Source organism: Collinsella sp. LCP19S3_C9, from assembly GCF_052121575.1.
Lineage (GTDB): Bacteria > Actinomycetota > Coriobacteriia > Coriobacteriales > Coriobacteriaceae > Collinsella.
Genome location: NZ_JBQKDZ010000001.1, coordinates 58,867 through 80,190, shown reverse-complemented (window position 1 = coordinate 80,190; position 21,324 = coordinate 58,867). Strand labels below are relative to the sequence as shown.

The 21,324-nt window shown below is 60.9% G+C and carries 20 protein-coding genes; 5 read left to right on the top strand and 15 right to left on the bottom strand.

Translation table 11 applies throughout. From position 1 onward, the window contains the following. Positions 1–46: 46 nt before the first annotated feature. The 6 genes from hypB to ACTQXI_RS00345 all read right to left on the bottom strand — a co-directional run bounded on the left by hypB (position 47) and on the right by ACTQXI_RS00345 (position 4,356). On the bottom strand, positions 47–730 hold the full coding sequence (hypB, locus tag ACTQXI_RS00370) for a hydrogenase nickel incorporation protein HypB (RefSeq protein WP_441048704.1): 684 nt from the start codon (positions 728–730) through the stop codon (positions 47–49). A gap of 54 nt (positions 731–784) precedes the next feature. Continuing rightward, on the bottom strand, positions 785–1,141 hold the full coding sequence (hypA, locus tag ACTQXI_RS00365) for a hydrogenase maturation nickel metallochaperone HypA (RefSeq protein WP_152068469.1): 357 nt from the start codon (positions 1,139–1,141) through the stop codon (positions 785–787). Positions 1,142–1,147: 6 nt separating this feature from the next. After that, entirely contained in the window at positions 1,148–1,945 is a 798-nt protein-coding gene (gene tatC / locus ACTQXI_RS00360; RefSeq protein WP_427718932.1) for a twin-arginine translocase subunit TatC, read from the bottom strand. Then, positions 1,945–2,517 carry a twin-arginine translocase TatA/TatE family subunit gene (locus tag ACTQXI_RS00355; protein ID WP_441048705.1) on the bottom strand — a complete coding sequence of 191 codons (573 nt, stop codon included), beginning with the start codon at positions 2,515–2,517 and terminating at the stop codon, positions 1,945–1,947. Before ACTQXI_RS00355 ends, tatC begins: the two co-directional genes overlap by 1 nt. Positions 2,518–2,670: 153 nt before the next feature. Further along, positions 2,671–2,985, bottom strand: coding sequence for an STAS domain-containing protein (locus ACTQXI_RS00350; RefSeq protein ID WP_154515032.1), 315 nt, complete (start codon positions 2,983–2,985; stop codon positions 2,671–2,673). 66 nt (positions 2,986–3,051) lie between these two features. Further along, positions 3,052–4,356: an aminotransferase class I/II-fold pyridoxal phosphate-dependent enzyme gene (locus tag ACTQXI_RS00345; RefSeq protein ID WP_441048706.1), complete on the bottom strand. Its 1,305-nt coding sequence runs from the start codon at positions 4,354–4,356 to the stop codon at positions 3,052–3,054. Positions 4,357–4,514: 158 nt separating this feature from the next. On the opposite strand from ACTQXI_RS00345, the gene ACTQXI_RS00340 reads away from it, so the two are divergent. After that, positions 4,515–4,769 carry a hypothetical protein gene (locus tag ACTQXI_RS00340; protein WP_154515036.1) on the top strand — a complete coding sequence of 85 codons (255 nt, stop codon included), beginning with the start codon at positions 4,515–4,517 and terminating at the stop codon, positions 4,767–4,769. A 100-nt stretch (positions 4,770–4,869) separates the two neighbouring features. Here ACTQXI_RS00340 and nhaA read toward each other — a convergent pair whose 3' ends face one another. From nhaA to ACTQXI_RS00325, 3 genes are all read right to left on the bottom strand, one after another. Continuing rightward, a complete protein-coding gene (gene nhaA / locus ACTQXI_RS00335; protein ID WP_154515038.1) occupies positions 4,870–6,228 on the bottom strand; it encodes a Na+/H+ antiporter NhaA in 1,359 nt (452 codons plus the stop codon). Between the two features lie 263 nt (positions 6,229–6,491). Beyond that, positions 6,492–7,415, bottom strand: coding sequence for a manganese-dependent inorganic pyrophosphatase (locus tag ACTQXI_RS00330; protein WP_441016085.1), 924 nt, complete (start codon positions 7,413–7,415; stop codon positions 6,492–6,494). Between the two features lie 166 nt (positions 7,416–7,581). Next, positions 7,582–8,535, bottom strand: a complete 954-nt coding sequence (locus tag ACTQXI_RS00325) for an ROK family protein (protein ID WP_427728539.1) — start codon at positions 8,533–8,535, stop codon at positions 7,582–7,584. A 340-nt stretch (positions 8,536–8,875) separates the two neighbouring features. On the opposite strand from ACTQXI_RS00325, the gene ACTQXI_RS00320 reads away from it, so the two are divergent. Together ACTQXI_RS00320 and ACTQXI_RS00315 are read left to right on the top strand one after the other, a co-directional pair. After that, entirely contained in the window at positions 8,876–9,595 is a 720-nt protein-coding gene (locus ACTQXI_RS00320) for a GntR family transcriptional regulator (RefSeq protein ID WP_441048707.1), read from the top strand. A 72-nt stretch (positions 9,596–9,667) separates the two neighbouring features. After that, a complete protein-coding gene (locus ACTQXI_RS00315; protein ID WP_441048708.1) occupies positions 9,668–10,600 on the top strand; it encodes a type I phosphomannose isomerase catalytic subunit in 933 nt (310 codons plus the stop codon). Between the two features lie 287 nt (positions 10,601–10,887). Here the strand turns inward: ACTQXI_RS00315 and ACTQXI_RS00310 are convergent, their stop codons facing one another. After that, complete coding sequence (locus ACTQXI_RS00310; RefSeq protein ID WP_441048709.1) at positions 10,888–13,791, bottom strand: ATP-dependent helicase; 2,904 nt, start codon at positions 13,789–13,791, stop codon at positions 10,888–10,890. A 146-nt stretch (positions 13,792–13,937) separates the two neighbouring features. Then, on the bottom strand, positions 13,938–14,918 hold the full coding sequence (locus tag ACTQXI_RS00305) for an undecaprenyl-diphosphate phosphatase (protein ID WP_441048710.1): 981 nt from the start codon (positions 14,916–14,918) through the stop codon (positions 13,938–13,940). A gap of 242 nt (positions 14,919–15,160) precedes the next feature. Here ACTQXI_RS00305 and ACTQXI_RS00300 point away from each other — a divergent pair, with 242 nt between their 5' ends. Beyond that, positions 15,161–15,598, top strand: a complete 438-nt coding sequence (locus ACTQXI_RS00300) for a universal stress protein (protein WP_154515052.1) — start codon at positions 15,161–15,163, stop codon at positions 15,596–15,598. A gap of 252 nt (positions 15,599–15,850) precedes the next feature. On the opposite strand, the gene ACTQXI_RS00295 is transcribed toward ACTQXI_RS00300, so the two are convergent. The 4 genes from ACTQXI_RS00295 to purH all read right to left on the bottom strand — a co-directional run bounded on the left by ACTQXI_RS00295 (position 15,851) and on the right by purH (position 20,346). Beyond that, a complete protein-coding gene (locus ACTQXI_RS00295; RefSeq protein ID WP_441548118.1) occupies positions 15,851–16,894 on the bottom strand; it encodes a sensor histidine kinase in 1,044 nt (347 codons plus the stop codon). A gap of 9 nt (positions 16,895–16,903) precedes the next feature. Further along, positions 16,904–17,575 (bottom strand): response regulator transcription factor, encoded by a 672-nt coding sequence (locus ACTQXI_RS00290; protein WP_427728526.1) that lies wholly within the window; start codon positions 17,573–17,575, stop codon positions 16,904–16,906. A gap of 177 nt (positions 17,576–17,752) precedes the next feature. Beyond that, positions 17,753–18,460 (bottom strand): hypothetical protein, encoded by a 708-nt coding sequence (locus ACTQXI_RS00285; RefSeq protein ID WP_427748083.1) that lies wholly within the window; start codon positions 18,458–18,460, stop codon positions 17,753–17,755. Between the two features lie 278 nt (positions 18,461–18,738). Beyond that, positions 18,739–20,346, bottom strand: coding sequence for a bifunctional phosphoribosylaminoimidazolecarboxamide formyltransferase/IMP cyclohydrolase (purH, locus tag ACTQXI_RS00280; protein ID WP_427794233.1), 1,608 nt, complete (start codon positions 20,344–20,346; stop codon positions 18,739–18,741). Positions 20,347–20,623: 277 nt separating this feature from the next. On the opposite strand from purH, the gene ACTQXI_RS00275 reads away from it, so the two are divergent. Beyond that, positions 20,624–21,265 carry a GNAT family N-acetyltransferase gene (locus ACTQXI_RS00275; protein WP_427728515.1) on the top strand — a complete coding sequence of 214 codons (642 nt, stop codon included), beginning with the start codon at positions 20,624–20,626 and terminating at the stop codon, positions 21,263–21,265. Positions 21,266–21,324 lie beyond the last annotated feature (59 nt).

The following is a 21,324-nucleotide window of genomic DNA, read 5'->3' as shown; positions in this document are numbered from 1 at the left end:
CCTATCTCGTGTGTCTGCGGCTGCGCCCGCACGTACGACGGCCGACTTACGCCCTTGTTTGTTCGATCTGCCCGATGAGCCAATCGCACCAGGCATCCATGCCCTCGCCCTTGCGTGCGCTCACGGCAAACCGCGGCGCCTGCGGATTGAGGTCATCGAGTGTCTTAGTATACCTATCCATGTCAAAATCGAAAGCCGGGGCCACATCAACCTTGTTGAGCAGCTGTGCGCCAGCGTGCTGGAAGATGCCCGGGTACTTAATGGGCTTGTCGTCGCCCTCGGGCACCGAGAGAATCATGATGGACAGGTTCTCGCCCAGGTCAAAGTCGACCGGACAGACCAGATTGCCCACGTTTTCGATAAAGATAACATCGATGTTTTGAAGGCCCACTGCCTGGTCGAACGCGTCAACGGCCTTCATGATCATGTTGCCCTCGAGGTGGCACAGACCGCCCGTGTTGATCTGAATGGCGGGCATGCCGGCTTCCTTCATGGTGATGGCGTCGACATCCGAGGCGATATCGCCCTCGATGACGGCACAGCGCAGGCCGGCTTTGTCGCGCAGGCGCTCGTTGGTGCCCAGAATCGTGGTGGTCTTACCAGAGCCGGGACTCGACAGCACATTGATCACATAGGTGCCTGTCTCTTTGAATCGCTGACGCAGCTGATCTGCCAGGCGCTCATTGCGCGACAGAATTGGCGATGCGATATCAATAGTTTTCTCGGCCATACTCGGCACTCCTTACTTCTACCATTTATACCCCGTCCCCAAATGGCAGGCTGGTTAATTGTCGGGGGTTTCGATCTCGATGCTGGCGATGTCGAGCTCGCGTCCGTGCAGCAGGCGCACGTTGGTGCCGCCACACTGAGGACAGCGGCAATGGAAGCGGTCGTGCTCAAAGACCTCGCGGCAGTCCAGGCACTCGCTTTGTGGATGGACTTCCTCCACGGCAAGCTCGCAGCCGCGCGTGAGCATGTCCTCGTCGCGAAACGTCTCCCACGCAAAGTCGAGTGCCTCACGCACAACTTCGGTCATATCCCCAATGCGCAGCGTTACCAAAACAGCGCGCGAGGCCCCCGCCCCACGCGCCGCGCGAATCACTGTATCGAGTATGCCGTTGACAATGCCAACCTCGTGCATACGGATTTACTCCTCGTCGTCGTCCTCGTCGTCGTTCGAGAACAGATCCAGACGGCTCACAAACAAGCCTTCCTTGCCATCGCGCGCGGTAATGACCACGCGGGCGATGGCGAGCGAAATCTCGTAGAGCGAGAGCAGGGCGCCATACATGAGACCCAGTGTAACGGGCGAGCCGTCGGGCGTAATCACAGCCGAGCCCGCAAGCAGGCCAACGTATACGTAACGCCAGGCACCGCGGAAGGCCGCATAGGACACGATATGGAAGACAGACAGGTAGAAGATGATGAGCGGCAGCTCAAACGCCACACCAAAGCCGATCATAAAGAGCAGCTCCATGTTGACGTAGTTCTCCAGATCGGGCAGCGCCGTAGCGACGGCCGAGGTTTCGCCGATGAGCCACTCAAAGCCCGCAGGGATGATGATGAAGTAGCAAAAGATTGCGCCCAGGAAGAACAGCACCGTCGAGGCGAGCACCGTGGGCACAACCCACTTGCGCTCGTTGGGGCGAAGCGCCGGCAGGAAAAACGCCAGAATCTGCCAAATGATCATAGGCGTGCACATGACAACGGCCATCTTGAGGGCCAGCGAAAAGCGCAGACCAAAGCCGCCGAGCGTGGTGGTGATGTAGAACTTACCGTCCGGCACAAAGGAGCGGATGGGGTCTTCCAGGATGTCGAGCACCACGGGCGTGGCGAAATACAGCACGATGGCGGCGGCAAAGACCGACACGACCACGATGGTCAGGCGACGACGGAGCTCACCCAGATGATCGAAGAGCGGCATGCGCGCAGGTCCGATAGGCATTACTCATCGCCTCCCTTCGGGGCACGGGCGGCAGCGGCGTCGTCCTCGGCCTCGAGCTCGCGAGCGAGCTGGTCGACGACGGCCTTGCGCTTGCGGGGACGACGGGCGTAGAGGTCAGCCGTCGTGGGCTCTGCCGGCTCGGGCTCGGGCTCCGGCTCTGCAGCAGGCTCGGGCTCGACGGCGGCAGCGGCAGACTCGGGGCCCTCAGCCTCACCAGCAGCACCTTCGTCCTCGGCAGCACCCTCACTCGCGGCCTTCTCGGCGGCAAGGCGGGCACGGCGCTCGGCAAAGGTCTCCTTCTTTGCGGGCGCGGCCGTCTCGACGGCATCCTCGTCCGCATCGGAATCGTCATCGACGGCAGCCTTCTTGGGCTTGACCGGAGCCGAAGCGGCCTCGCTTACCGGATCGATAATCTCGGACTGAACAACAGCCGTCATCTTTTCCTGCGTCTCGCGGAACTGACGGATGGCACGGCCGATCGTGCGGCCCATCTGCGGGAGCTTATCCGGGCCAAACAGCAAAAAGCCGAAGACCACGATGATCGCGAGCTCACCCTCTCCAATACCAAACACACATACCTCCAAGGCTCGATGTGAGTCGAGCCCGCACCGCGCCATTCGGCCGGAACTCGTCTATTCATTCGGTCAAGTATAGCGCCCGGACGTCAAAACATCCGAGCGCATCACAAACATATACCAAACGGCACGCCCTTTTTGGGGCAGGGCTTATGCCGCCGTAATTGAAATCTCCTGGTCGACACCCAGCAACTGAACCACGCGCATCACCGGGGGCTGCACGTTGACGCAGCCAAACCGCTTGTCGTGATCGGCTGCGTGGTGCGCGGCGCCCACAAGTACGCCAATACCTGTCGAGTCGATATAGCTCACCTGGGCAAAGTCGAGCTCAACGGCCTCGGTGGGCTGCTCGAGCGCCAAGTCGATGGCGTTACGCAAGCTGTCGGCGTTAGAGATATCAATCTCACCGGTCACCCTGATGGTGTAGAGCTCCGGCGTGGGGTTGGTGGAAATACCCAAATCCATGTATACGCTCCTTTGCGTATCGAGAGTGCGGATAGTACTGGACGCGGATTTGCGGGGCCCTACGCGTTAGGCGCGCTCGGCACGAGCAAGCTCGGCAGCGACGAGCTTGACGGCCAGCACCAGCACGTCGAGTGCGGCCTCCAGGTCCTCGACCGTGGGATAACTCGGCGCGATGCGGATGTTGGTGTCGCGCGGGTCCTTGCCATAAGGCCAGGTGGCACCTGCCGGCGTGAGCTTGACACCCAGGTCGGCGCAAAGCGCGGCGACCTTTTGGGCCGAGCCCTCGGGGCCATCAAAGCTCACAAAGTAGCCGCCGCGGGGATGCGTCCAAGTAGCGCAACCCGTATCGCCCAGGCCCTCAGTGAGCTTGCACTCGACGGCCTCAAAGCGCGGACGCAAGAACTCGGCATGCTTTTTCATGTGCTCCTTGACCGCCTCGATGGTGGGAAGGAAGCGCACGTGGCGTAGCTGGTTGAGCTTGTCGGCGCTGATAAGACCGGCCTTCAGGCGCTTGGAGAACTCCGCGATGACCGCGGGACTCGCACCGATAAAGCCGATGCCCGCGCCCGGGAAGGTGATCTTGGACGTCGAGGCGAATGCCACCACGCGGTCCTCGGTACCCGCCGCGCGGGCAAGATCGAAGATGTTGGCGAGCTCGTCGGTCTCGTCGTACAGGTCGTGCACGCAGTAGGCGTTGTCCCAAAAGATGCGAAAATCGGGCGCGGCCGTGGGCATCTCGACCAAGCGGCGCACGGTGTCCTCGCTAAAGGTGATGCCCGTGGGGTTGGAATACTTGGGCACGCACCAGATGCCCTTGATGGAATCGTCGGTGGCAACCAGGCGCTCTACCTCGTCCATGTCGGGGCCGCTGCCGGTCATCGCGACGGGGACGTTCTCGATACCCAGGTCGGCGGTGATGCCAAAATGACGGTCGTAGCCGGGAACCGGGCACAGGAACTTGACCTTCTTACCGTCGTGCGCGGCCTCATAAGCCTCCCAAGGCTCGCTGCCGCACGAGCCGCAGCGCCAGAACATACCGGCGATATCGTGCTCGATCAAAAGGCTCGACGAACCCAGTACGAGCGTCTGATCGGCGGGGCAACCCAGGAACTCCCCCGCCAGCTTGCGTGCCGAGGGGATGCCCTCAAAGCAGCCGTAGTTGGAGCAGTCGACGTTACCGTCGTGCAGATCGGCGTCGGCATTGAGGATATCGAGCATGGGGCGCGAGATGTCCACCTGGGAGGGCGACGGCTTGCCGCGCGCCATGTCGAGCGCCAGGCCCTTGGCCTTGACCTCGGCAACCTCGGCTTTGAGCGCCTCGATGGCGGCATCGAGTTCGGTGGTTTCCATCTTCTGGTAGATCGTCTGCATGGGTGCGACCTTTCGCAAAGCGGGACGTTGCAGTTTGTCTAAGTATAGACCGCTACCGCCGCAACGGTATGAAGCCGTGATAGATTAAGTCCATCGCAATGAATTACGATATCCACCGTATGACCCGTATAGCCGCATGGCACATCCAAGGAGGCAGTATGGAATACGGCTCTTTTCAAGCCGAGGAGTTCGGAGACCTGCAGCGTCTGGTCGACGGCTTGTTTTATGACCGTAAGGCCATTGACCGCCTGGATCTAATCGTTCAGGCGGAGATCTTGGACCTGGCGCCCGATCTCATGGAAATCGTGAATCTTTTGCCGCCCGGCCACTACGACCGCCAATCGCTTTGCGACCAGCTTAACTCGGCCCTTGCCGCCCACGGCTGGGGCGCCGTCTACGGCACCGTGGAATAAAAATGGCAAATAAATGAAATGCCGTTTGTGACAGTGCTCACAAACGGCATTTTTTCACACGAGGGCATCCGGGGCATGTCCGGCCCCGGTTTTCGCGCTCCTACTCGTCCTTGGGCGAAGGGTGCTTGCAGACCACGCTCATGTAGATCATGCCCAGCACGGCCGCGGTAACAGAACCAGCAAGAATGGCGGCCTTGGCGGCCAGAACCTCGAACTGGGCCGTCGGGAAGGCGAGGCCGCTGATGAGGATCGACATGGTAAAGCCGATGCCACCCAAAATGCCCACGCCGGCGATCATATGCCAGTTAACGTTATGAGGCAGCTCGCAAGCCTTAAGCTTGACCAGGGCAAACGTCACGCCAAAGATACCGATCGGCTTACCCAGCAGCATGCCAAAGTACACGCCGAGGGTCACCGGGTCGGTAAGCAGCACGCTCATGTCCACGCCCACAAGGCGAACCTGCGCGTTGACAAACGCAAAGATCGGCAGGATCACAAAGTTGACCGGCGTGGAGATCAGGCGCTCCATGCGGATGAGCGGCGGGGTCACACGGTGCATGACACGCTCGACCTTGGTAGTCGAAAGGGTAAAGTCGTGCTGGCCCAGGATGTGCGCCTCGTCGTCGTAACGGTCGTCGAGCAACGGCAGGTACTCGCCAAGCCAATCGGTAAGGCTATCGAGCTTAACACCGCACTTGGCCGGGATGGTGAAGGCCAGGATGACACCGGCAAGCGTGGCGTGCACGCCGCTCTTAAACATGCAAAACCACAGCAGCAGACCAAGCACCGAGTACGGGGCAAGGCGATAATGCTGAGTCTTGTTGAGCCACACAAGTGCGCAGGTCACAACTGCAGCGGCACCCAGCCAAAACGGACTGGGGCTCTGGCCGTAGAAAATGGCGATGGCGGCGATGGAGATGAGGTCGTCGGCGATGGCGAGCGTCGAGAAGAACACGCGCACGCCGTTGGGCACGCGATTGCCCAAAAGCGACAGCACGCCCAGCGCAAAGGCAATATCGGTTGCCATGGGGATGGCCCAACCGTTGCGGGCGCCGGCATGGTTAAAGATCAGGTAGATGCAGGCGGGAACGACGACGCCGCCCACGGCTGCCAGCATGGGAAGCATGGCCTGACGCGGATTCTTGAGCTCGCCGACCGTCATCTCGTACTTAAGCTCAATGCCCACCAACAAAAAGAAGATCGCCATGAGAAAGTCGTTGACGAAAAGCTCGACGGTGAGGCCAGCCGTAAGGTTGCCCAGACCCACATACAGCGGGGTCTCCAAAAAGTGATGGATAGCCTCGTAGACATCGGTGTTGGCGCAGATAACGGCGGCGATGGCGGCGATGACCATGACGGCGGCGGAAATCGTGCCATTCTCGGCGATGCGCTCCCAGATGTCATGACGTTCAAAGCGCTTGCGCTCACGAACGTTGAACAGCTGCTCAGTTGCTGCCATGGGCGGCTCCTTTCACGGGAAAGCTCCCGTCTTAAAAAAGCACGGCCCGCCCAAGTGGCGGCACCGCGCTCCAACGTATTACGCTTGCATCTAGCCTACCCTGCACGACAAGCACGCAGGCGTGGCCGAAAAGCGGAACCACAGGTTGAACATTATTTGCCCAACGGTACGGGCGCCCCTGTCCAATAGAGGACGCGGTCCCGCGCACAAAAAACGACCGGAGCGCGGGGCGTCCGCGGTCCGGTCGTAGCAGGCTACAAAACCTAGCAGGCGGCCATGATGGGGGCAGCGACCTGCTTCTTACGGGAGAGGACGCCCGGCATCCAGACGCCGTCGTGCTCGTCGGCAATGCCCAGGCCCTTCTGAGCGGCCTCGGTCTCGCCCTCGAGCAGGACCTGCGAGCCCTCCTCCATGATGTCGGTGATGCACAGGACGATGCCGTCGGCACCCTTCTCGGCGGCGTAGGCGCGCATGGCCTCGCGGATCTCGTCGATCATGCCGAGCGCACGGCTCTTGTCGACGGTCTCGTACTGGCCGATGAGCAGCTTCTTGCCGGCGGGCTCGAACATCTTGATGTCGTTGCCGACCATCTCGGCTGCGGTGAAGGAGCCGGACGGACGGGTGAGGAAGACCTCCATGCCAAACTTGACCGGGTCGACGCCCACCTGCTCGCCGAGCTTGGCGGCGACGGCGCGGTCGACATCGGTGGTGGTGGGGCTCTTGAGCATGAGCGTGTCGGTCATCATGGCCGAGAGCAGCAGCTTGGCCTGAACGTCGGAAAGCTCAACGCCGAGCACGCCGGCGAGCTTAGTGACGATGGTGCAGCTGGAACCCCAGGGCAGGCAGATGTAGTGCAGCGGGCCGGCGCTCTCAAAGTCGCCGATGCGGTGATGGTCAACGACGCCAAAGACCGTGGCGTCCTTAAGGCCGGCGACGGACTGGGCGGACTCGTTGTGGTCGGTGAGAACGACAAGCTGGCCGGCCTCGACGGACTCAATCATGCGGGGCTCGGCAATGCCGGCGTCTGCGAGCAGCTTGGCGGACTCTGCCGGAAGCTGACCAAGAGCGCAGACCTCATAGGTGTTGCCGGCATACTCAACCTGATTGAGCAGCTGAGACAGAACGACGGCGCTCATGATGGCGTCGTTATCGGGGTTCTGGTGACCAAAGACAAGAACGTTTGCCATGGGTATCCTCCACTTGGTATGTGTAATTAGACGTAGCTATGGTAGCACGCTGGCAGCTGGCCTTTGGGGACGGAAGGGCCACGGCATATTTTGTGGCAGGTATGGGGGCCAAGGCTGTCCCTTTTGCACCATGTTGGTGCAAAGTAACCTGGCCCCCTTGCACCAGCTATTTACCGGCAGCGCGCAGGGCTACGTAGGCAGAACCGATGATGCCGGCGTCGTTTCCGAGCGAGGCAACCTTAATGGGCGTCTCGCGCGAGGCGGAGAGCGCGTAGCGCTGGAAGTACTCGCGAACCTTATCGAGGTAGACATCGGCCGAGGCGGAGGCGCCGCCGCCGATCAGGAACATCTCGGGATCGACCACGTTGGCAATAAGCGCCAGGGCACGGCCGAGATAGTCGGCCATGGTATCGGCCGCGGCCAGCGCGAGCTTATCACCCTCGCGGCAGGCTTGGAACACGTCCTTGGAATCGGAGGGGCCGGTGAGCTCGATGGGCTCGACGCCCGCCTTCTTGCACTCGGCAAGGTAGTTGCTCACCACGCCGGTGGCGCTGGAATACTGCTCCAGGTGGCCATGGCCGCCGCAGCCGCAAGTGCGCTCCTCAGCCGGATTCAGGCACATATGGCCAATCTCGCCGCCAGCGCCCACAACACCCGACACCACATCGCCGTTGACGATAACGCCGCCGCCCACGCCGGTACCGATGGTGACCATCACCACATTCTGCACGTCCTTGGCAGAACCGAGCCAAGCCTCGCCCATGGCAGCGGCGTTGGCATCGTTCTCGTACTTAACGACCGCATCGGGGCAGTGCTCCTGAATGGCGATCTTCAACTCGGGCAGGTTAATGGCAATGTTGGCCTTGACCTTGGCATCGCCCGCTGCCGGAATGGGGCACGGAACAGCAAGGCCAATGCCCGCCACAAAGGCGCGCGGAATCTGTGCCTTGGCGACCACCTGGTCGATAGCCTCGGTCACCGCGGCAAAGCCCGCAGCGTCAACGATGGGAGGCGTGGGCACGCTGACCTTCGCAAGCAGGTTGCCATCCCCGTCGAACAGGCCCTCCTTAACCGAAGTGCCGCCGACGTCGATGCCGATGTAGTACTGCTTAGGTTCCATAGGGGCCCGCCTTTCTCGTTTAAACATTGTCTGTATGGTACCGCTCCCAAGGCAAAAACCTACCAAAAAGGGACAGGTTTGTTTTGGTAGGTTTTATCTGGGGAAATGCAGAATACAGGATTCGTTTCGCTGGGTGCTAAATCGGTTCGGCCCCGTCCTCGGACCGATTAGATTTCTCAACACGACATTATTCGAATGTATATTTATTTAGAGCGCTTTTATTTTTAGCGCAAAGCGACTTTTAGTAATATATCTATCGAACTTTTCAATGACTCAATAGGGATACTTAGGTGTTGAGTATACTTTCTTTTATACTCAATCAAGTTGGAAAGGAGGTCCCATGATTCCCAAATACGAGGCGATAGCTGCAGATATTCGTCGAAGTATTGAGGATAACGCTCTTAAACCAGGCGACAAGCTTCCCACCGTCGTTGAGTTCTGCGAGCTCTATAGCGTTTCCAAAATCACCGTCAAACGAGCTATCGAGCAAATCACCGAGGAAGGTCTTGTTACCAGCCGTCGTGGATCGGGTACCTACGTTAAGGACACGGCGGGGCTTCCCGGCCAAGCGTTTTTCCAGGGCAAAAACGACCGTGCCCAGGGCTTTTCGTATGAGCACCGCGGGGAGAAGGTGACCTCGGTGGTCTATGATTTCTCGATTGTTAATCCACCAGCGGACATCGCAGCCCAGCTGGGAATTGCCGAGGATGACTTCGCCTATCACATCGTGCGCGTGCGTCAGGCCGATGAGAAGCCCATCGTTATCGAGTACACCTACATGCCCCTCGAGCTGATTCCGGGCCTTAAAAGGAAGGACCTGTACGGATCGGTCTACCGCTTTGTCCGCGAGCAATGTGGGCTGAAGATCTCGAGCTTCCACCGTACCATTCGCGCCGTGGCAGCAACCGAGGAAGAAGCCGAGCGCCTGGACACCAAACCTGGCTCTCCCCTGCTCGAGCTCAACCAGATTGGCTTTTTGGACAGCGGCGCGGCCTTTGAGTATTCGGTCTCGCGCAACGTTGGCGACCGCTTTGAGTTGCACAACGTAACGTTGGTATAGGTTTTTGTAGTCATGCGGGCGCTCGTTTTGAGCTGTTTGTGCAACGCCCGCGCAACACAATGGGGTATGAATATGTCCGATTTGATTAAACTGACGCCGATCTTCCACGAGAAGATCTGGGGTGGCCGTCAACTCGAAACCGTATTTGGTTACGACATTCCCGAGGGTCCCATCGGTGAGTGTTGGGCCATCTCGGCCCACCCCAACGGTGACTGCCAGATTGCGGAAGGCCCGTATGCAGGCCACACGCTGTCGTGGCTGTGGGCCGAGCACCGCGAGCTCTTTGGCAGGTGCGAGGGCAAGGAGTTCCCGCTGCTCATTAAGATTCTGGACGCCAAGGACGACCTTTCGATCCAGATTCATCCCAACGACGAGTACGCTGCCAAGCACGAGAACGGCAGCCTGGGCAAAACCGAGTGCTGGTATGTGCTGGACTGCGAGCCCGGCGCCACAATCATCGTCGGCCAGCGCGCGCATGACCGCGCCGAGGCCGCGCAGATGATCGAGGACGGCCGCTGGGACGACATGCTCAACGTACTGCCGATCCACAAGGGCGACTTTTTCCAGATTGATTCCGGTACCGTGCATGCCATCAAGACCGGCACGCTCATTTTGGAGACGCAGCAGTCAAGCGACGTGACGTATCGCCTGTACGACTACGACCGTCCCGGCACCGATGGCAAACTGCGTCCGCTGCACATTGAGCAGAGCCTCGATTGCATCGACTTTGATGCTCAGGCTCCGACCGACGGCACGGTGGCCGCGCCCGAGGTGAACGGCGTAACCGAGCTCGAGTCTTGCTCCTGCTACACTGTCGATCGCGTACGCGTCGACGGCAGCAAGACCTTGGAGCAGCGCTGGCCCTTCATGTGCCTGTCGGTCATCGACGGCGAAGGCACCGTCTGCGGCGACCCCGTCCACAAGGGAAGCCATCTGCTGGCACCCAGCACCGTCAGCTCCATTGACCTCGAAGGCCAGATGGAACTGATTATCAGCCACCTCTAGGTCGCGCCAACAACCGAAACGTAATAAGGGGCTCTCCCGACCATGTACGGAAGAGCCCCTACTCGTATCTATCTATCAGCCCACCCGGTTCTCCAGATCAAAAAGCGAACGAGCAGAGCGACGTTCGCAAGCTGCAGGCCAAAACGCCACAAGGAAGAGGGCGCGCCGGGGGCTTTGGTCGATCGCGAGTTCCGCACGAGCCGGAGAGCACTTAATGTGCTCTCCGTGCGAGCAGGACTGTCCGAGCAGGCGACCAAAGCCCCCGGCGCGCCCGGTCAACCTCGCAGTTAGGCATTCAGCTTGACGATCGGAGCGAAGCCCTTCATAAGCTTTTTGGTCTGGCCGGTCTTTTCGAATTGGACCTCGATCATGTCTCCAGCGACCGAGATCACGGTACCCGTGCCAAAAGTCTTATGACTCACGGTATCGCCCGCGGCAAAGTCCTGCGACGCGCTGGCGCGATCGACCTTGCGCTCCACTGTCGGGGACACCTTAGACGACGGCTTTTTGGCTCGCGGTGCGCCCGAGCCAAAGGTCGAGGCAACGCGACCGGCGTCGGGCGAGACCCCACGATGGCGCTCGGTCCCGTAGCTGCTGCCGCCAAAGAAATCGTCGAAGCTCGATCCGCCGCGCGAACCGGAACCGCCGGTCGAGCGCGTATGCGAACCAAACACCTTGCCGCCATACATATCCGAACCCGTGCCCGAGCCAAAGGTGCCGCGACGGTCGCCGCGCTTCTCCCAGCCCGTGCCCTCAAAACCGGCAGAACCGATACCGCTAAACTCGATATCCTCAAACGGAATCTCGTTGAGAAAGCGCGAACGCGGGTTGGCGGAGGTCGAACCGTAGGTGCGACGCGTGGCCGCATAGGTCAAGAACAGGCGTTTGCGGGCACGCGTGATGGCGACGTAGGCCAGGCGACGCTCCTCCTCGAGCTTGCCCGGATCATCGCTGCCACCAAAGTCGTGGACGTGCGGAAAGATACCCTCCTCCATGCCGGCCACGAACACCGCCGGAAACTCCAGGCCCTTGGCGGAGTGGATGGTCATCATGGTAATGGCATGCGTCTCGCCGGCCAGGGAATCCAAGTCGGAGCGCAAGGCCAGCCACTCCATGAGTGCCGGCAGCGCCTTACAGGTGAGCGGACCGTAGGTACGCTCGATCTCGCCGGCATGCACGGCACCCGCCGACAGCTCCGTCGGCGCGGCATACGCGTTGCCTGCGATGGCGGCGGCCAGGGCATCCTGCGGAGACAGCGCCGGAGCGGCCAAGCCATCGAGCGGATTGGAGCCCGCGGCGTCACGGGCGCCGACGAGTGCCTCAAACGAGGATGCCGGGGCAGATGGCCCCGGTTCGGGCGCAGACACGCTCACCACGACGGGCTCGGGCTCGGCGCCGGCAGGCACGTCGGCAACACCGGCTGCGCGCAGCTCTTCTAGGCTCTCGAGCGTACCCTCGATATCCTCGTGCGTCTCCTCAAATTCCGCCGCAACGCCCAGAAATTCCTGGATGTTCTCGGCGCGGCTCTCAGATTCCATGGTGCCCTCGGCGCGAAACGCCTGCAGAAGGCCCGTCTTATCGACGATCATCTCGACAACGTCCTTGAGCTCGCCGTCCATGCGGCGGCCCTCGCGCACCAGTGAGACAAAGCTCGACAGGCCGTTGCGCACCTTGGCGCTAAACATGCCGGTTTCGGCGCACGCGATCTCGCAAGCCTGGAAGAACGAGCAACGGTTGTCGCGTGCCAGCTGCTCGATCTTTTGGATTGAGGTGGAGCCAATGCCGCGGCGCGGTGTGTTGATGACGCGCTTGACGCTCATCTCGTCGGCCGGGTTCACGATCATCTTGAGGTAGGCCATGACGTCGCGAATCTCGGCACGGTCGAAGAATCGAGTGCCGCCCACGATCTTGTAGGGCACGCCCGCGCGCAGAAACATATCTTCGAGAATACGCGACTGGGCGTTGGTGCGATAAAACACGGCGATATCGTCGTAGCTCGTGCCTTTGGCATGCAGTTTCTCGATCTCACCGGCAATCCAGCGGCCCTCGTCGCGCTCGTCGCTCGCCTGGAAGGCCTGAATCTTCTCGCCATCGCCCTCAGCCGTAAACAGGCGCTTGTCCTTGCGCTGCGAGTTGTGGCGCACCACGGCGTTGGCGGCGTTTAGGATATGGCCCGTAGAGCGGTAGTTCTGCTCGAGCTTAACGGTCTTGCAGTTTTTAAAGTCCTGCTCAAAGTCCAAGATGTTGGTGATGTCGGCGCCACGCCAGCTGTAAATGGACTGGTCATCGTCGCCCACAACCATGAGGTTTTGGTACTTGGCGGCCAGAAGGTTGGCGATTTCGTACTGGACGTGGTTGGTGTCCTGATACTCGTCGACGCTAATGTAGCGGAAGCGCTCCTGGTACTTGTCGAGCACCTCGGGGCGGGTGCGCAGCAGTTCGAGTGTGCGCACGAGCAAATCGTCGAAGTCCATCGCGTTGGCGGCGCGCAGGCGGCGCTCCAGCTCCAGGTAGACCTGCGCGGCCTTTTTGTCGTTGGGGCTATCGGCGGATTTGAGCATGTCCTCGGGGCCGATCATGGCGTTTTTGGCCGAACTGATCTTGCTGCGAATCATGTTGATGGGGAACTGCTTTTGCTCGATGCCGAGCGCCTGCATAATGTCACGCACCATGCGCTTTGAGTCATCGTCATCGTAGATGGTGAACTGACCGGTGTAACCCAGCAGGTCGGCGTCCTCGCGCAGCATGCGCACGCACATGGCGTGGAAGGTGCACACCCACATGCCGCGGGTACCGCTGGGAATGAGCGCCGTCAGACGCTCGCGCATCTCGGCCGCGGCTTTGTTGGTAAACGTGATGGCAAGAACCTGCCAAGGCTTAACACCCAGGTCGCCGAGCATATGCGCGATGCGGAAGGTCAGGACGCGAGTCTTGCCCGAGCCTGCGCCGGCGAGGACCAGCAACGGGCCCTCGGTGGTCAGGACGGCCTCGCGCTGGGCGGGATTAAGGCTGTCGATGTCGACGAGCGGCTTGACGGGCTTGGGTGCCGGCGCGGGAGCGTCGTAGATGTCGAGCGGAACGAGCTCGGGCTCCGGCGCAGCGGGGGCGATGTATGCATCGAGCGGCACGGGTTCCGGCGCGGGCGGCACGGGTACCGCGGCGTTCTTTTCCCAGGGCAAGGGCTGGGTCATGGGCGACTCCTCATCTGACGGACGGCGCGCCTGCGGGCGGCGCCATAGTTTGAGCCGTACCAGTATACCGAGCCGCGCGGACACCGACGCAAATCACACCACGACTCCGTGCGCCGCGCTCTGGCCGCCGCGCAGCGTCAACCAAGTTACAGGCCGAGCATAGGCTCCAGAACAAAGAAGTACGCGAGCACCACGATGCCCAGAATAATGCGGTAGACGCCAAAGCACTTAAAGTCGTGACGGCGAACGAAGCCCATGAGCCACTTGATGGCAATAAGCGAAACCACAAAGGCCACGACGCAGCCCACGCCCAGAATGGCAATCTCGTTGGTGCCAAACGTACCGCCCTTAACGAAGTACTTGACCAGCTTGAGCGCGCTCGCGCCAAACATAACGGGAATGGCCAGGAAAAACGTGAACTTGGACGCCACCGAGCGCGTGCAGCCCAGCAGCAGGCCGCCGATAATGGTAGAGCCGGAGCGTGATGTGCCCGGAATCAGCGAAAGCACCTGGAAGCAACCGATACCCAATGCGGTCTTCCAGCTCAGGTCCTCGAGCGTGGCGATGGATCCAAAGTCCAAATCCTCGTCATTGTCATTGTCTTCGGTAATATCCGCCGCAGGAGCCGCGAAGTGTGCACCGGCGGGACGCCCGCCCGCCACCACAGCACACGAACCAAACGAATCGGCAAGAGCGGCGTTCTCGCGCTTACTCGCACGCCAGTTCTCAATCACGATAAACAACACGCCGTACACGATGAGCGCCAGCGCCACGACGGGGGCGTTATAGAAATGCTCCTCCATCCAGTCGTTGAGCGGCAGACCGATCGCCGCGGCGGGAATACAGCCAAGCACAATCTTGCCCCACAGCACCCAGGTGTCGCGACGACCCTCCTTGCCCTTGCTGGGCGAGAACGGATTTAAGTCGTAGAAGAACAGAACGCAAACGGCCAAAATGGCGCCAAGCTGAATCACGACCAGGAACATATTCCAGAATGTCTCGCTCACATTCATCTTGACGAACTCGTCCACCAAGATCATGTGGCCCGTCGACGAAACGGGCAGCCATTCGGTGATGCCCTCGACCAGGCCCATGAAGGCAGATTTTAGAAGCTCGATGATATCCAAAGGGACCCCCTCGTTTTTCACCCGCCGATAGTTGTTCTGCGGACGGTTGCGGGCGATGTCCCATTATCAACCGTTCGGCCGCGGCCGCGCCCACCCTTACCAAAAATCTCGCCCGTTCACAGAATTGCGAGCGGTCAAACCGAAATCCTTGGGTATAACTGCAACAAGCTAAAGTGTCCGGCGGCCAACACGTCGTCCGATGCACGAGCCCCGCGCCCGTGCGATAGACCAAGGAGGAAACCATGAACGAGGGCTATACCAAGGTATTTGTTTCACTCGACGGTACTGAGCAGCAGGATTTTGTGCTCACACGCGCTATCAAGGTCGCCGCAAACAATGGCGCCAAGCTGATCATCGGTCACGTCATCGATTCCACGGCGCTCGAGAGCGCCGGTTCCTATCCGGTCGATCTGGTCAACGGCCTGGAGGAGGCCTTTAAGAACTCCATCGCCAAGCAGCTCGAAGAGGCCAAGGCTAATCCCAACATTCCCGAGGTCGAAGTCATGATTCGCGCCGGCCGTATTCGCGAGACGCTCAAGGACGAGATGCTCGACGTGGTCAAGCCCGATCTGGTGCTCTGCGGCGCTCGTGGCCTTTCCTCGATCAAGTATGCGCTCCTGGGTTCGATTTCGACATTCCTGCTGCGCAACACCGACTGCGACATTCTGGTCGTGAAGTAGGTTCCTTCCCGCCGGCGCAAGGCCTGCGGGGTTATCACGCCGACGTCCTCGCCGCTTCGCGGCTGCGGGATGTCGGCTTAGATAACCCCTCCCGGCCTTGCGCCTTCGTCACCGTACTTCAGCGAGTTAGCTGAATAGAGAGATGGCGTGCCGCCCTGGTTGGGCGGCACATTTTTTTGGGTGATTTTTTTAGAGCCTCATAGCCATGTTCACGCTCGGGAACATAGCCATCCGCACCACAAGACGGCCCGACTACTCGAAGTATTGAAACTTGTTGGTCGAGAAAGCGAATGTTACGACAAAGCCTTCGCCGGAGTCGGATGCCGCGGTGACGTCGATGCCCATCTTGGAACACAGGCGCGCCACCAGGTAGAGGCCGATGCCCGTTGCGCGTTTGGTGGTGCGGCCGTTATCGCCGGTAAAGCCCTTCTCGAACACGCGCGGCAGGTCAGCCGCGCTCACGCCGCAGCCGTTGTCCGCGACGGTAAGCTCGATGCGCTCGTTTGCCAGGCCCTCGTCCAGCAACGCACCCGAAAACACAATCTTCGCGCCGTCCTCACGCGCATATTTAATGCTGTTCTGAATGAGCTGGCCCAGAATAAACTCGAGCCATTTCTCGTCGGTGAACACCTCAAAGTCGAGGTTCTCGCACACCGGAGCCACGTGCGCCGCAATGAGCTCGCGCGCATTGGCTTTAATCGCGCCCGTCACCAAGCTCTTGAGACCCCAGCGGCGAATCAGGTAGTCGCGCTCTACGACTTCCGAGCGCGCATAGTACAGCGCCTGATCGATATAGCGCTCCACGCGAGCCAGCTCGCGACCCAGTTCATCCACGCGCGACAGATCGTCTTCGCTGCCGTCCAGGTTTTCCAAAATCAGATGAGCCGCCGCCAGGGGCAGCTTGGCCTCGTGGACCCAGCTCTCGATATAGTCGCGGTAGTCATCGGTCTGGCGCCGGCCTTCCGCCACCTCGTCGCAAGCGGCTTTGCCCACCCGGCGCAAGACCTCATATTCGAGCTCGCCCTCGGCATAGGTCGGGCATTGCACCATCTCCTGCACCCAAGCAGGGCTCCCCAGCTCCTCTGCCGCGCGCTCCAGCTGGCACAGAAAACGACGACGGCGCACGTACTCGATCACGATGCCCAGCATGCCAAAGATAAAGGACACACCGACCGCCACGACCACGATGGATGCCGGGGCGCCGGCGACCGTCAGTACAAAACAGCTCAGCAGAACGCCGCAGGTCCACACGGCGACGGGAAGCAGTGCATCTTTAAAGAACTTGGCAAACGACATAACCGGCCCCTAGACCGAATAGCCTTGGCCGCGATGCGTCGTCAAATACCCCTTGATGCCGATTTTTTCGAGCGTGGTGCGCAGGCGGTTGATATTGACGGTGAGCGTATTGTCGTCCACGAAGGCGTCGGAGTCCCACAGGTCCTGCATGATAGCCGAGCGCGAGACAATCTTGCCCGCGCGGCCCAAGAGCAGCGAGAGGATACGCAGCTCGTTTTTGGTGAGCTCGGTACTGTCGCCGGTTGCCGTATTGGTAACCATGGAGCGGGCGAGGTCGAGCTCCAGCCCCTTGTGGACGAGCGTGCTGCGATCGCCCGCCGCCGCGGTGCGGCGCAGCAACGCATTGATGTGCGCCACGAGCACACGGGCGCTGTAAGGCTTGGGAACAAAGTCGTCCGCGCCAAGCGTCATGGCCATGACCTCGTCGATCTCGGTCGTGCGCGACGTGAGGACGATGATAGGAACCTCGGATTCGCGGCGAACCTCGTGGCAGATATGTTGGCCGTCCTTGACGGGAAGCGTGAGGTCGAGCAACACCAAGTCGGGCGCGGCGGCAAGGATATCGCGCGAGACATGCTCAAACGATTCGCAGGCCTCGATTTCAAACCCGGCGCGGGCAAGGATGTCGACAAGCTCACGACGAATGCGCTCGTCGTCCTCAACGACATAGATCAGCGCCATGGATTCCGCTCCCCTCTTGGTTGTCTTGCCCCATTATGACCGCGGAGCCGCAGGTGCGTGCCTCGCGAGGCACCAAGGTGACAGAACTGTTCGCGAACGAAAGCGTTTGGCTCGCCCCTCGCTCGCAACGGGAGCGAGGATCAAATGATTATTAAATCCCCGTCCCAGGAAAATCATTTAGCGGTGGGCACGGAGCTTTTCGTAGCCTTCGGCAAAGAAGGCAACCGTAGCGGCGTCGGACTCGGCGGCGTCCGTCTCGGCGGCAGGGACCACGCCGTGCTCGTCACTCACCAGGAACAGCGCGCCCTTGAGCTGCGCGGGAATGTCCACGCGCGTGACCGGGATGCCCTTGGTCTGGGCCAGCTGCTCGATAAGCGTTGCCGTGCCACACAGGCACTCGTCCGCCGGTGCCACAAAGACCAGCTCGCCGTTGTTGACGGCGGCGAGCAGCTCGGGCGCCACGCCGGTTTCGTCGGCCTCGGAGCGGGCCTCGGCGGAGCGGGCACGCAGCGCCTTGGCCGAAGTATCGGCCAGCGGCTCGTACTCCCCCACCGTCATGGCGGCATTGCCGTTAACGTCGATCACCAGCATGAGCACGCCGTCGCGCGCGGTGTAATCGCCCTCGGCAAGCGACCACTCAACGTGCTGCTTGGCCCAGCTGAGCATGTTATGGGTGAGCGGCTCGCCCTGCACCAGGCGCTCGGACAGCGCACGAATGTGGCGGTTGAGCATGGGCACCTTTTTGTTGGACATGCGCCAACGGCAGACAAGCGCGGGCTTGTCGAGCGTAAACTTCTCGACCGCCTCCTGATTGGCGCAAAAGTCCTCGTACGCACGCTGGTCCTCGGCATTGCCAAACAGCTCGGCATCATCCACAACGGCCATATCCAACCTTTCTCAAAAACATACACCGCACCGTTATACCCAAAAAAGCCGCCTGCACCAACCGGCACGGGCGGCAATAGATAGCTTTAGTTCGGGGCGAGCAAATACCGCTGGTGGAGCATAAGCCAGCGAGCCGGACCCAAGTGCCTCAGGTCGCCGCGAAAGAGGAGCGACGCGTACTTCTGTACGCGAGCGACGGTTTGAGCGGCGAGATGAGGTGCTTGGGGCCGGCGCAGCGTCGAGCAGTTACGCGGTTTGGTAAAACCGCGTAACGATCATTAGTGGCGGAAGTGGCGGGCGCCCGTGAAGACCATTGCGATGCCATGCTCGTTGCAGGCCTGGATGCTCTCGTCGTCGCGCTTGGAGCCGCCGGGCTGGATGATGCAGGTCACGCCGTGCTCAGCAAGCACGTCGACGTTGTCGCGGAACGGGAAGAACGCGTCGCTTGCGCAGGCAAAGCCGCCCTTCTCCACGCCCTCGCGCTCGCAGAAGTCCTCGGCGCGCTCGCAGGCAAGCAGTGCGGAGTCAACGCGGTTGGGCTGGCCCGGGCCCATGCCAATGCCGGCCTTACCCTTGGAGACCAGGATGGCGTTGGACTTGACGCCCTTGCAGACCTTCCAGGCAAACTCAAGCTCGGCCATCTCGGCATCGGTGGGCTTGCGGTCGGTGGGGAACGTAAAGGTCGCGGGATCCTCGATCACGTGGTCGACCTCCTGCACCAACATGCCGCCGTCGATGGAGCGCAACTCCACCTTGGCGCCGTGGTCCACGCCGCCGGTAGCCAGCACGCGCAGGTTGGGGCGCTTGGCCATGCGCTCGAGCGCCTCGGCGGTGTAGCTCGGGGCGATGATGACCTCGACGAACTGCTTGTTCTGATCGGCAAAGTGCTCAACCAGCTCAAAGGGAACCTCGCGGTTGCAGGCGATGATGCCGCCGAAAGCGCTCTTGGGATCGCAGGCAAAGGCGCGGTCGTAGGCAGCCGTGATGTCCTCGGCAACGGCGGAGCCGCAGGGGTTCTGATGCTTGAGGATCACGCAGGCAGGCTCGTCGAACTCGCGAACCAGGTTCCAAGCGGCATCGGCGTCCAAATAGTTGTTGTAGCTGAGCGGCTTGCCCTGAATCTGCTCGGAGCCCACGAGCGGGAACTGCGAGCTCGCGGAGTTCTCGCAGCCATCGGCAAAGCGGTAGACCGTAGCCTTCTGCTGAGGATTCTCGCCATAGCGCAGGTCGTCGACCTTCTCCAGCGAGACCTCGAGTTTGGCAGAGGTGTCCGCCACGTCGCTTGCCTGGGCAGCAAGCCAACGGGAGATAGCCGTGTCGTAGGCGGCGGTGGTCTGGTAGACCTTCACCTGCAGGCGACGACGGGTGGAAAGCGTGGTGCAGCCACCGGTCTCGCGCATCTCGGCCAGGACGGCATCATAGTCGGCCGGGTCGGAGATGACGGTAACGCTCGCGGCGTTCTTGGCGGCAGAGCGAAGCATGGAGGGGCCACCGATATCGATGTGCTCGATGGCATCCGCGAAGGTGACCTCGGGGTTGGCGACGGTCTTCTCGAACTCGTACAGGTTGACGACGACCAGGTCGATCAGCTTAATGCCGTGCTGAGCTGCCTCCTGCATGTGCTGCTCGGAATCGCGGCGAGCCAGCAGCGCGCCGTGAACCTTGGGGTGCAGCGTCTTGACGCGGCCGTCCATCATCTCGGGATAGCCCGTGAACTCCTCGATGGGGGTTACGGGAACGCCCGCGTCCTCGATGGCACGAGCCGTGCCGCCCGTAGAGATGATCTCGACGCCAAAGTCGTCAACCAGCGTCCGTGCGAAATCGACGACGCCCGTCTTATCGGTAACCGAGATCAACGCGCGTGCGATCTTCACATCAGATCCCATGCAGTCCTCCTGTCTGGTACGCCGCCGTGCTCTGTGAGTCGGTGATACGTCGATCTGCAGCGCTCGCGCAGCGGCATTGAAAATACTGATTCAATGTAGCGCATCGAGCGCATCGATGCACCCCGTAACGGGCGCATGTGCAGAAAAAGCTTGCGAGCGGGGGTTGCAGGAGCGCCACTAGGCACGGTGAGTTGATGGAACACAGGGGCACCATAATTAGATGCCAATGGCATGGTAGAACTGTGCTCGATATGCATCCGCAATAGAAAGAGGCACTATGGTCTCGCGGGTTCTCTACCGACCGTTTGATACCGAAGACTTCGACGCCATCGCGCTGATCTTGCAGCAGCTTTGGCATAACAATTCGGATAACGAAGAGTACAACCGCCTTGAGGCCGCGTGCGACCTCGCCTATTGCCTTTCATCATCGACGTTTTCGCAGGTCGCCGTAATCGACGGCCAGGCGCGCGGCATTGCACTCGCACGTGCGGGGCAAAGCAGCGGCGCCACCGTTAAGGAGCATTGGATGGATACCGAACGCGCATTGCTGTCGCAGATGCGTGAGCTGGAGCCCGATGCCTGTGCCGAGTATCTCTCGTTTGTGCGCGCCACCATTCGGACCAACAACCGCCTGCTCGAGAGCAGCCCGCTGCCGCATGACAACGAGGTCACGTTGCTTGCCGTGGATCGCGATGTCCACGGCCTGGGCGTTGGCTCGGTTCTGCTCGATGCCGCGGTCTCGCACCTGTCCTCGCGCGGAGCGTCGAGAGCGCACCTGTATACCGACTCCAACTGCTCGTGGAAGTTCTACGAGCTGCACGGCTTTAAGCGCACGGCCACGCACCGCGCCAACCGCGAAGAGCGCCGCCACGACATGCCGCGCGAAAGCTTCCTCTACGAACTCGACCTAACAGCTTAAACCTGGCAGTTAGGGACGTCCCCTTTGTGCTGGCACCCCGGGACACTCCTTGGCAGCAA

Bases quoted from the DNA above. Each gene is read 5' to 3' on its own strand.
- ACTQXI_RS00345 (WP_441048706.1), bottom strand. From the start codon at position 4,356: ATGCAGACGATCTACCAGAAGATGGAAACCACCGAACTCGATGCCGCC.
- ACTQXI_RS00315 (WP_441048708.1), top strand. From the start codon at position 9,668: ATGTCCGATTTGATTAAACTGACGCCGATCTTCCACGAGAAGATCTGG.
- ACTQXI_RS00295 (WP_441548118.1), bottom strand. From the start codon at position 16,894: ATGTCGTTTGCCAAGTTCTTTAAAGATGCACTGCTTCCCGTCGCCGTG.
- ACTQXI_RS00285 (WP_427748083.1), bottom strand. From the start codon at position 18,460: ATGGCCGTTGTGGATGATGCCGAGCTGTTTGGCAATGCCGAGGACCAG.
- hypB (WP_441048704.1), bottom strand. From the start codon at position 730: ATGGCCGAGAAAACTATTGATATCGCATCGCCAATTCTGTCGCGCAAT.
- tatC (WP_427718932.1), bottom strand. From the start codon at position 1,945: ATGCCTATCGGACCTGCGCGCATGCCGCTCTTCGATCATCTGGGTGAG.
- ACTQXI_RS00300 (WP_154515052.1), top strand. From the start codon at position 15,161: ATGAACGAGGGCTATACCAAGGTATTTGTTTCACTCGACGGTACTGAG.
- ACTQXI_RS00340 (WP_154515036.1), top strand. From the start codon at position 4,515: ATGGAATACGGCTCTTTTCAAGCCGAGGAGTTCGGAGACCTGCAGCGT.
- ACTQXI_RS00290 (WP_427728526.1), bottom strand. From the start codon at position 17,575: ATGGCGCTGATCTATGTCGTTGAGGACGACGAGCGCATTCGTCGTGAG.
- ACTQXI_RS00320 (WP_441048707.1), top strand. From the start codon at position 8,876: ATGATTCCCAAATACGAGGCGATAGCTGCAGATATTCGTCGAAGTATT.
- hypA (WP_152068469.1), bottom strand. From the start codon at position 1,141: ATGCACGAGGTTGGCATTGTCAACGGCATACTCGATACAGTGATTCGC.
- ACTQXI_RS00325 (WP_427728539.1), bottom strand. From the start codon at position 8,535: ATGGAACCTAAGCAGTACTACATCGGCATCGACGTCGGCGGCACTTCG.
- ACTQXI_RS00330 (WP_441016085.1), bottom strand. From the start codon at position 7,415: ATGGCAAACGTTCTTGTCTTTGGTCACCAGAACCCCGATAACGACGCC.
- ACTQXI_RS00310 (WP_441048709.1), bottom strand. From the start codon at position 13,791: ATGACCCAGCCCTTGCCCTGGGAAAAGAACGCCGCGGTACCCGTGCCG.
- nhaA (WP_154515038.1), bottom strand. From the start codon at position 6,228: ATGGCAGCAACTGAGCAGCTGTTCAACGTTCGTGAGCGCAAGCGCTTT.
- purH (WP_427794233.1), bottom strand. From the start codon at position 20,346: ATGGGATCTGATGTGAAGATCGCACGCGCGTTGATCTCGGTTACCGAT.
- ACTQXI_RS00275 (WP_427728515.1), top strand. From the start codon at position 20,624: ATGGTCTCGCGGGTTCTCTACCGACCGTTTGATACCGAAGACTTCGAC.
- ACTQXI_RS00350 (WP_154515032.1), bottom strand. From the start codon at position 2,985: ATGGATTTGGGTATTTCCACCAACCCCACGCCGGAGCTCTACACCATC.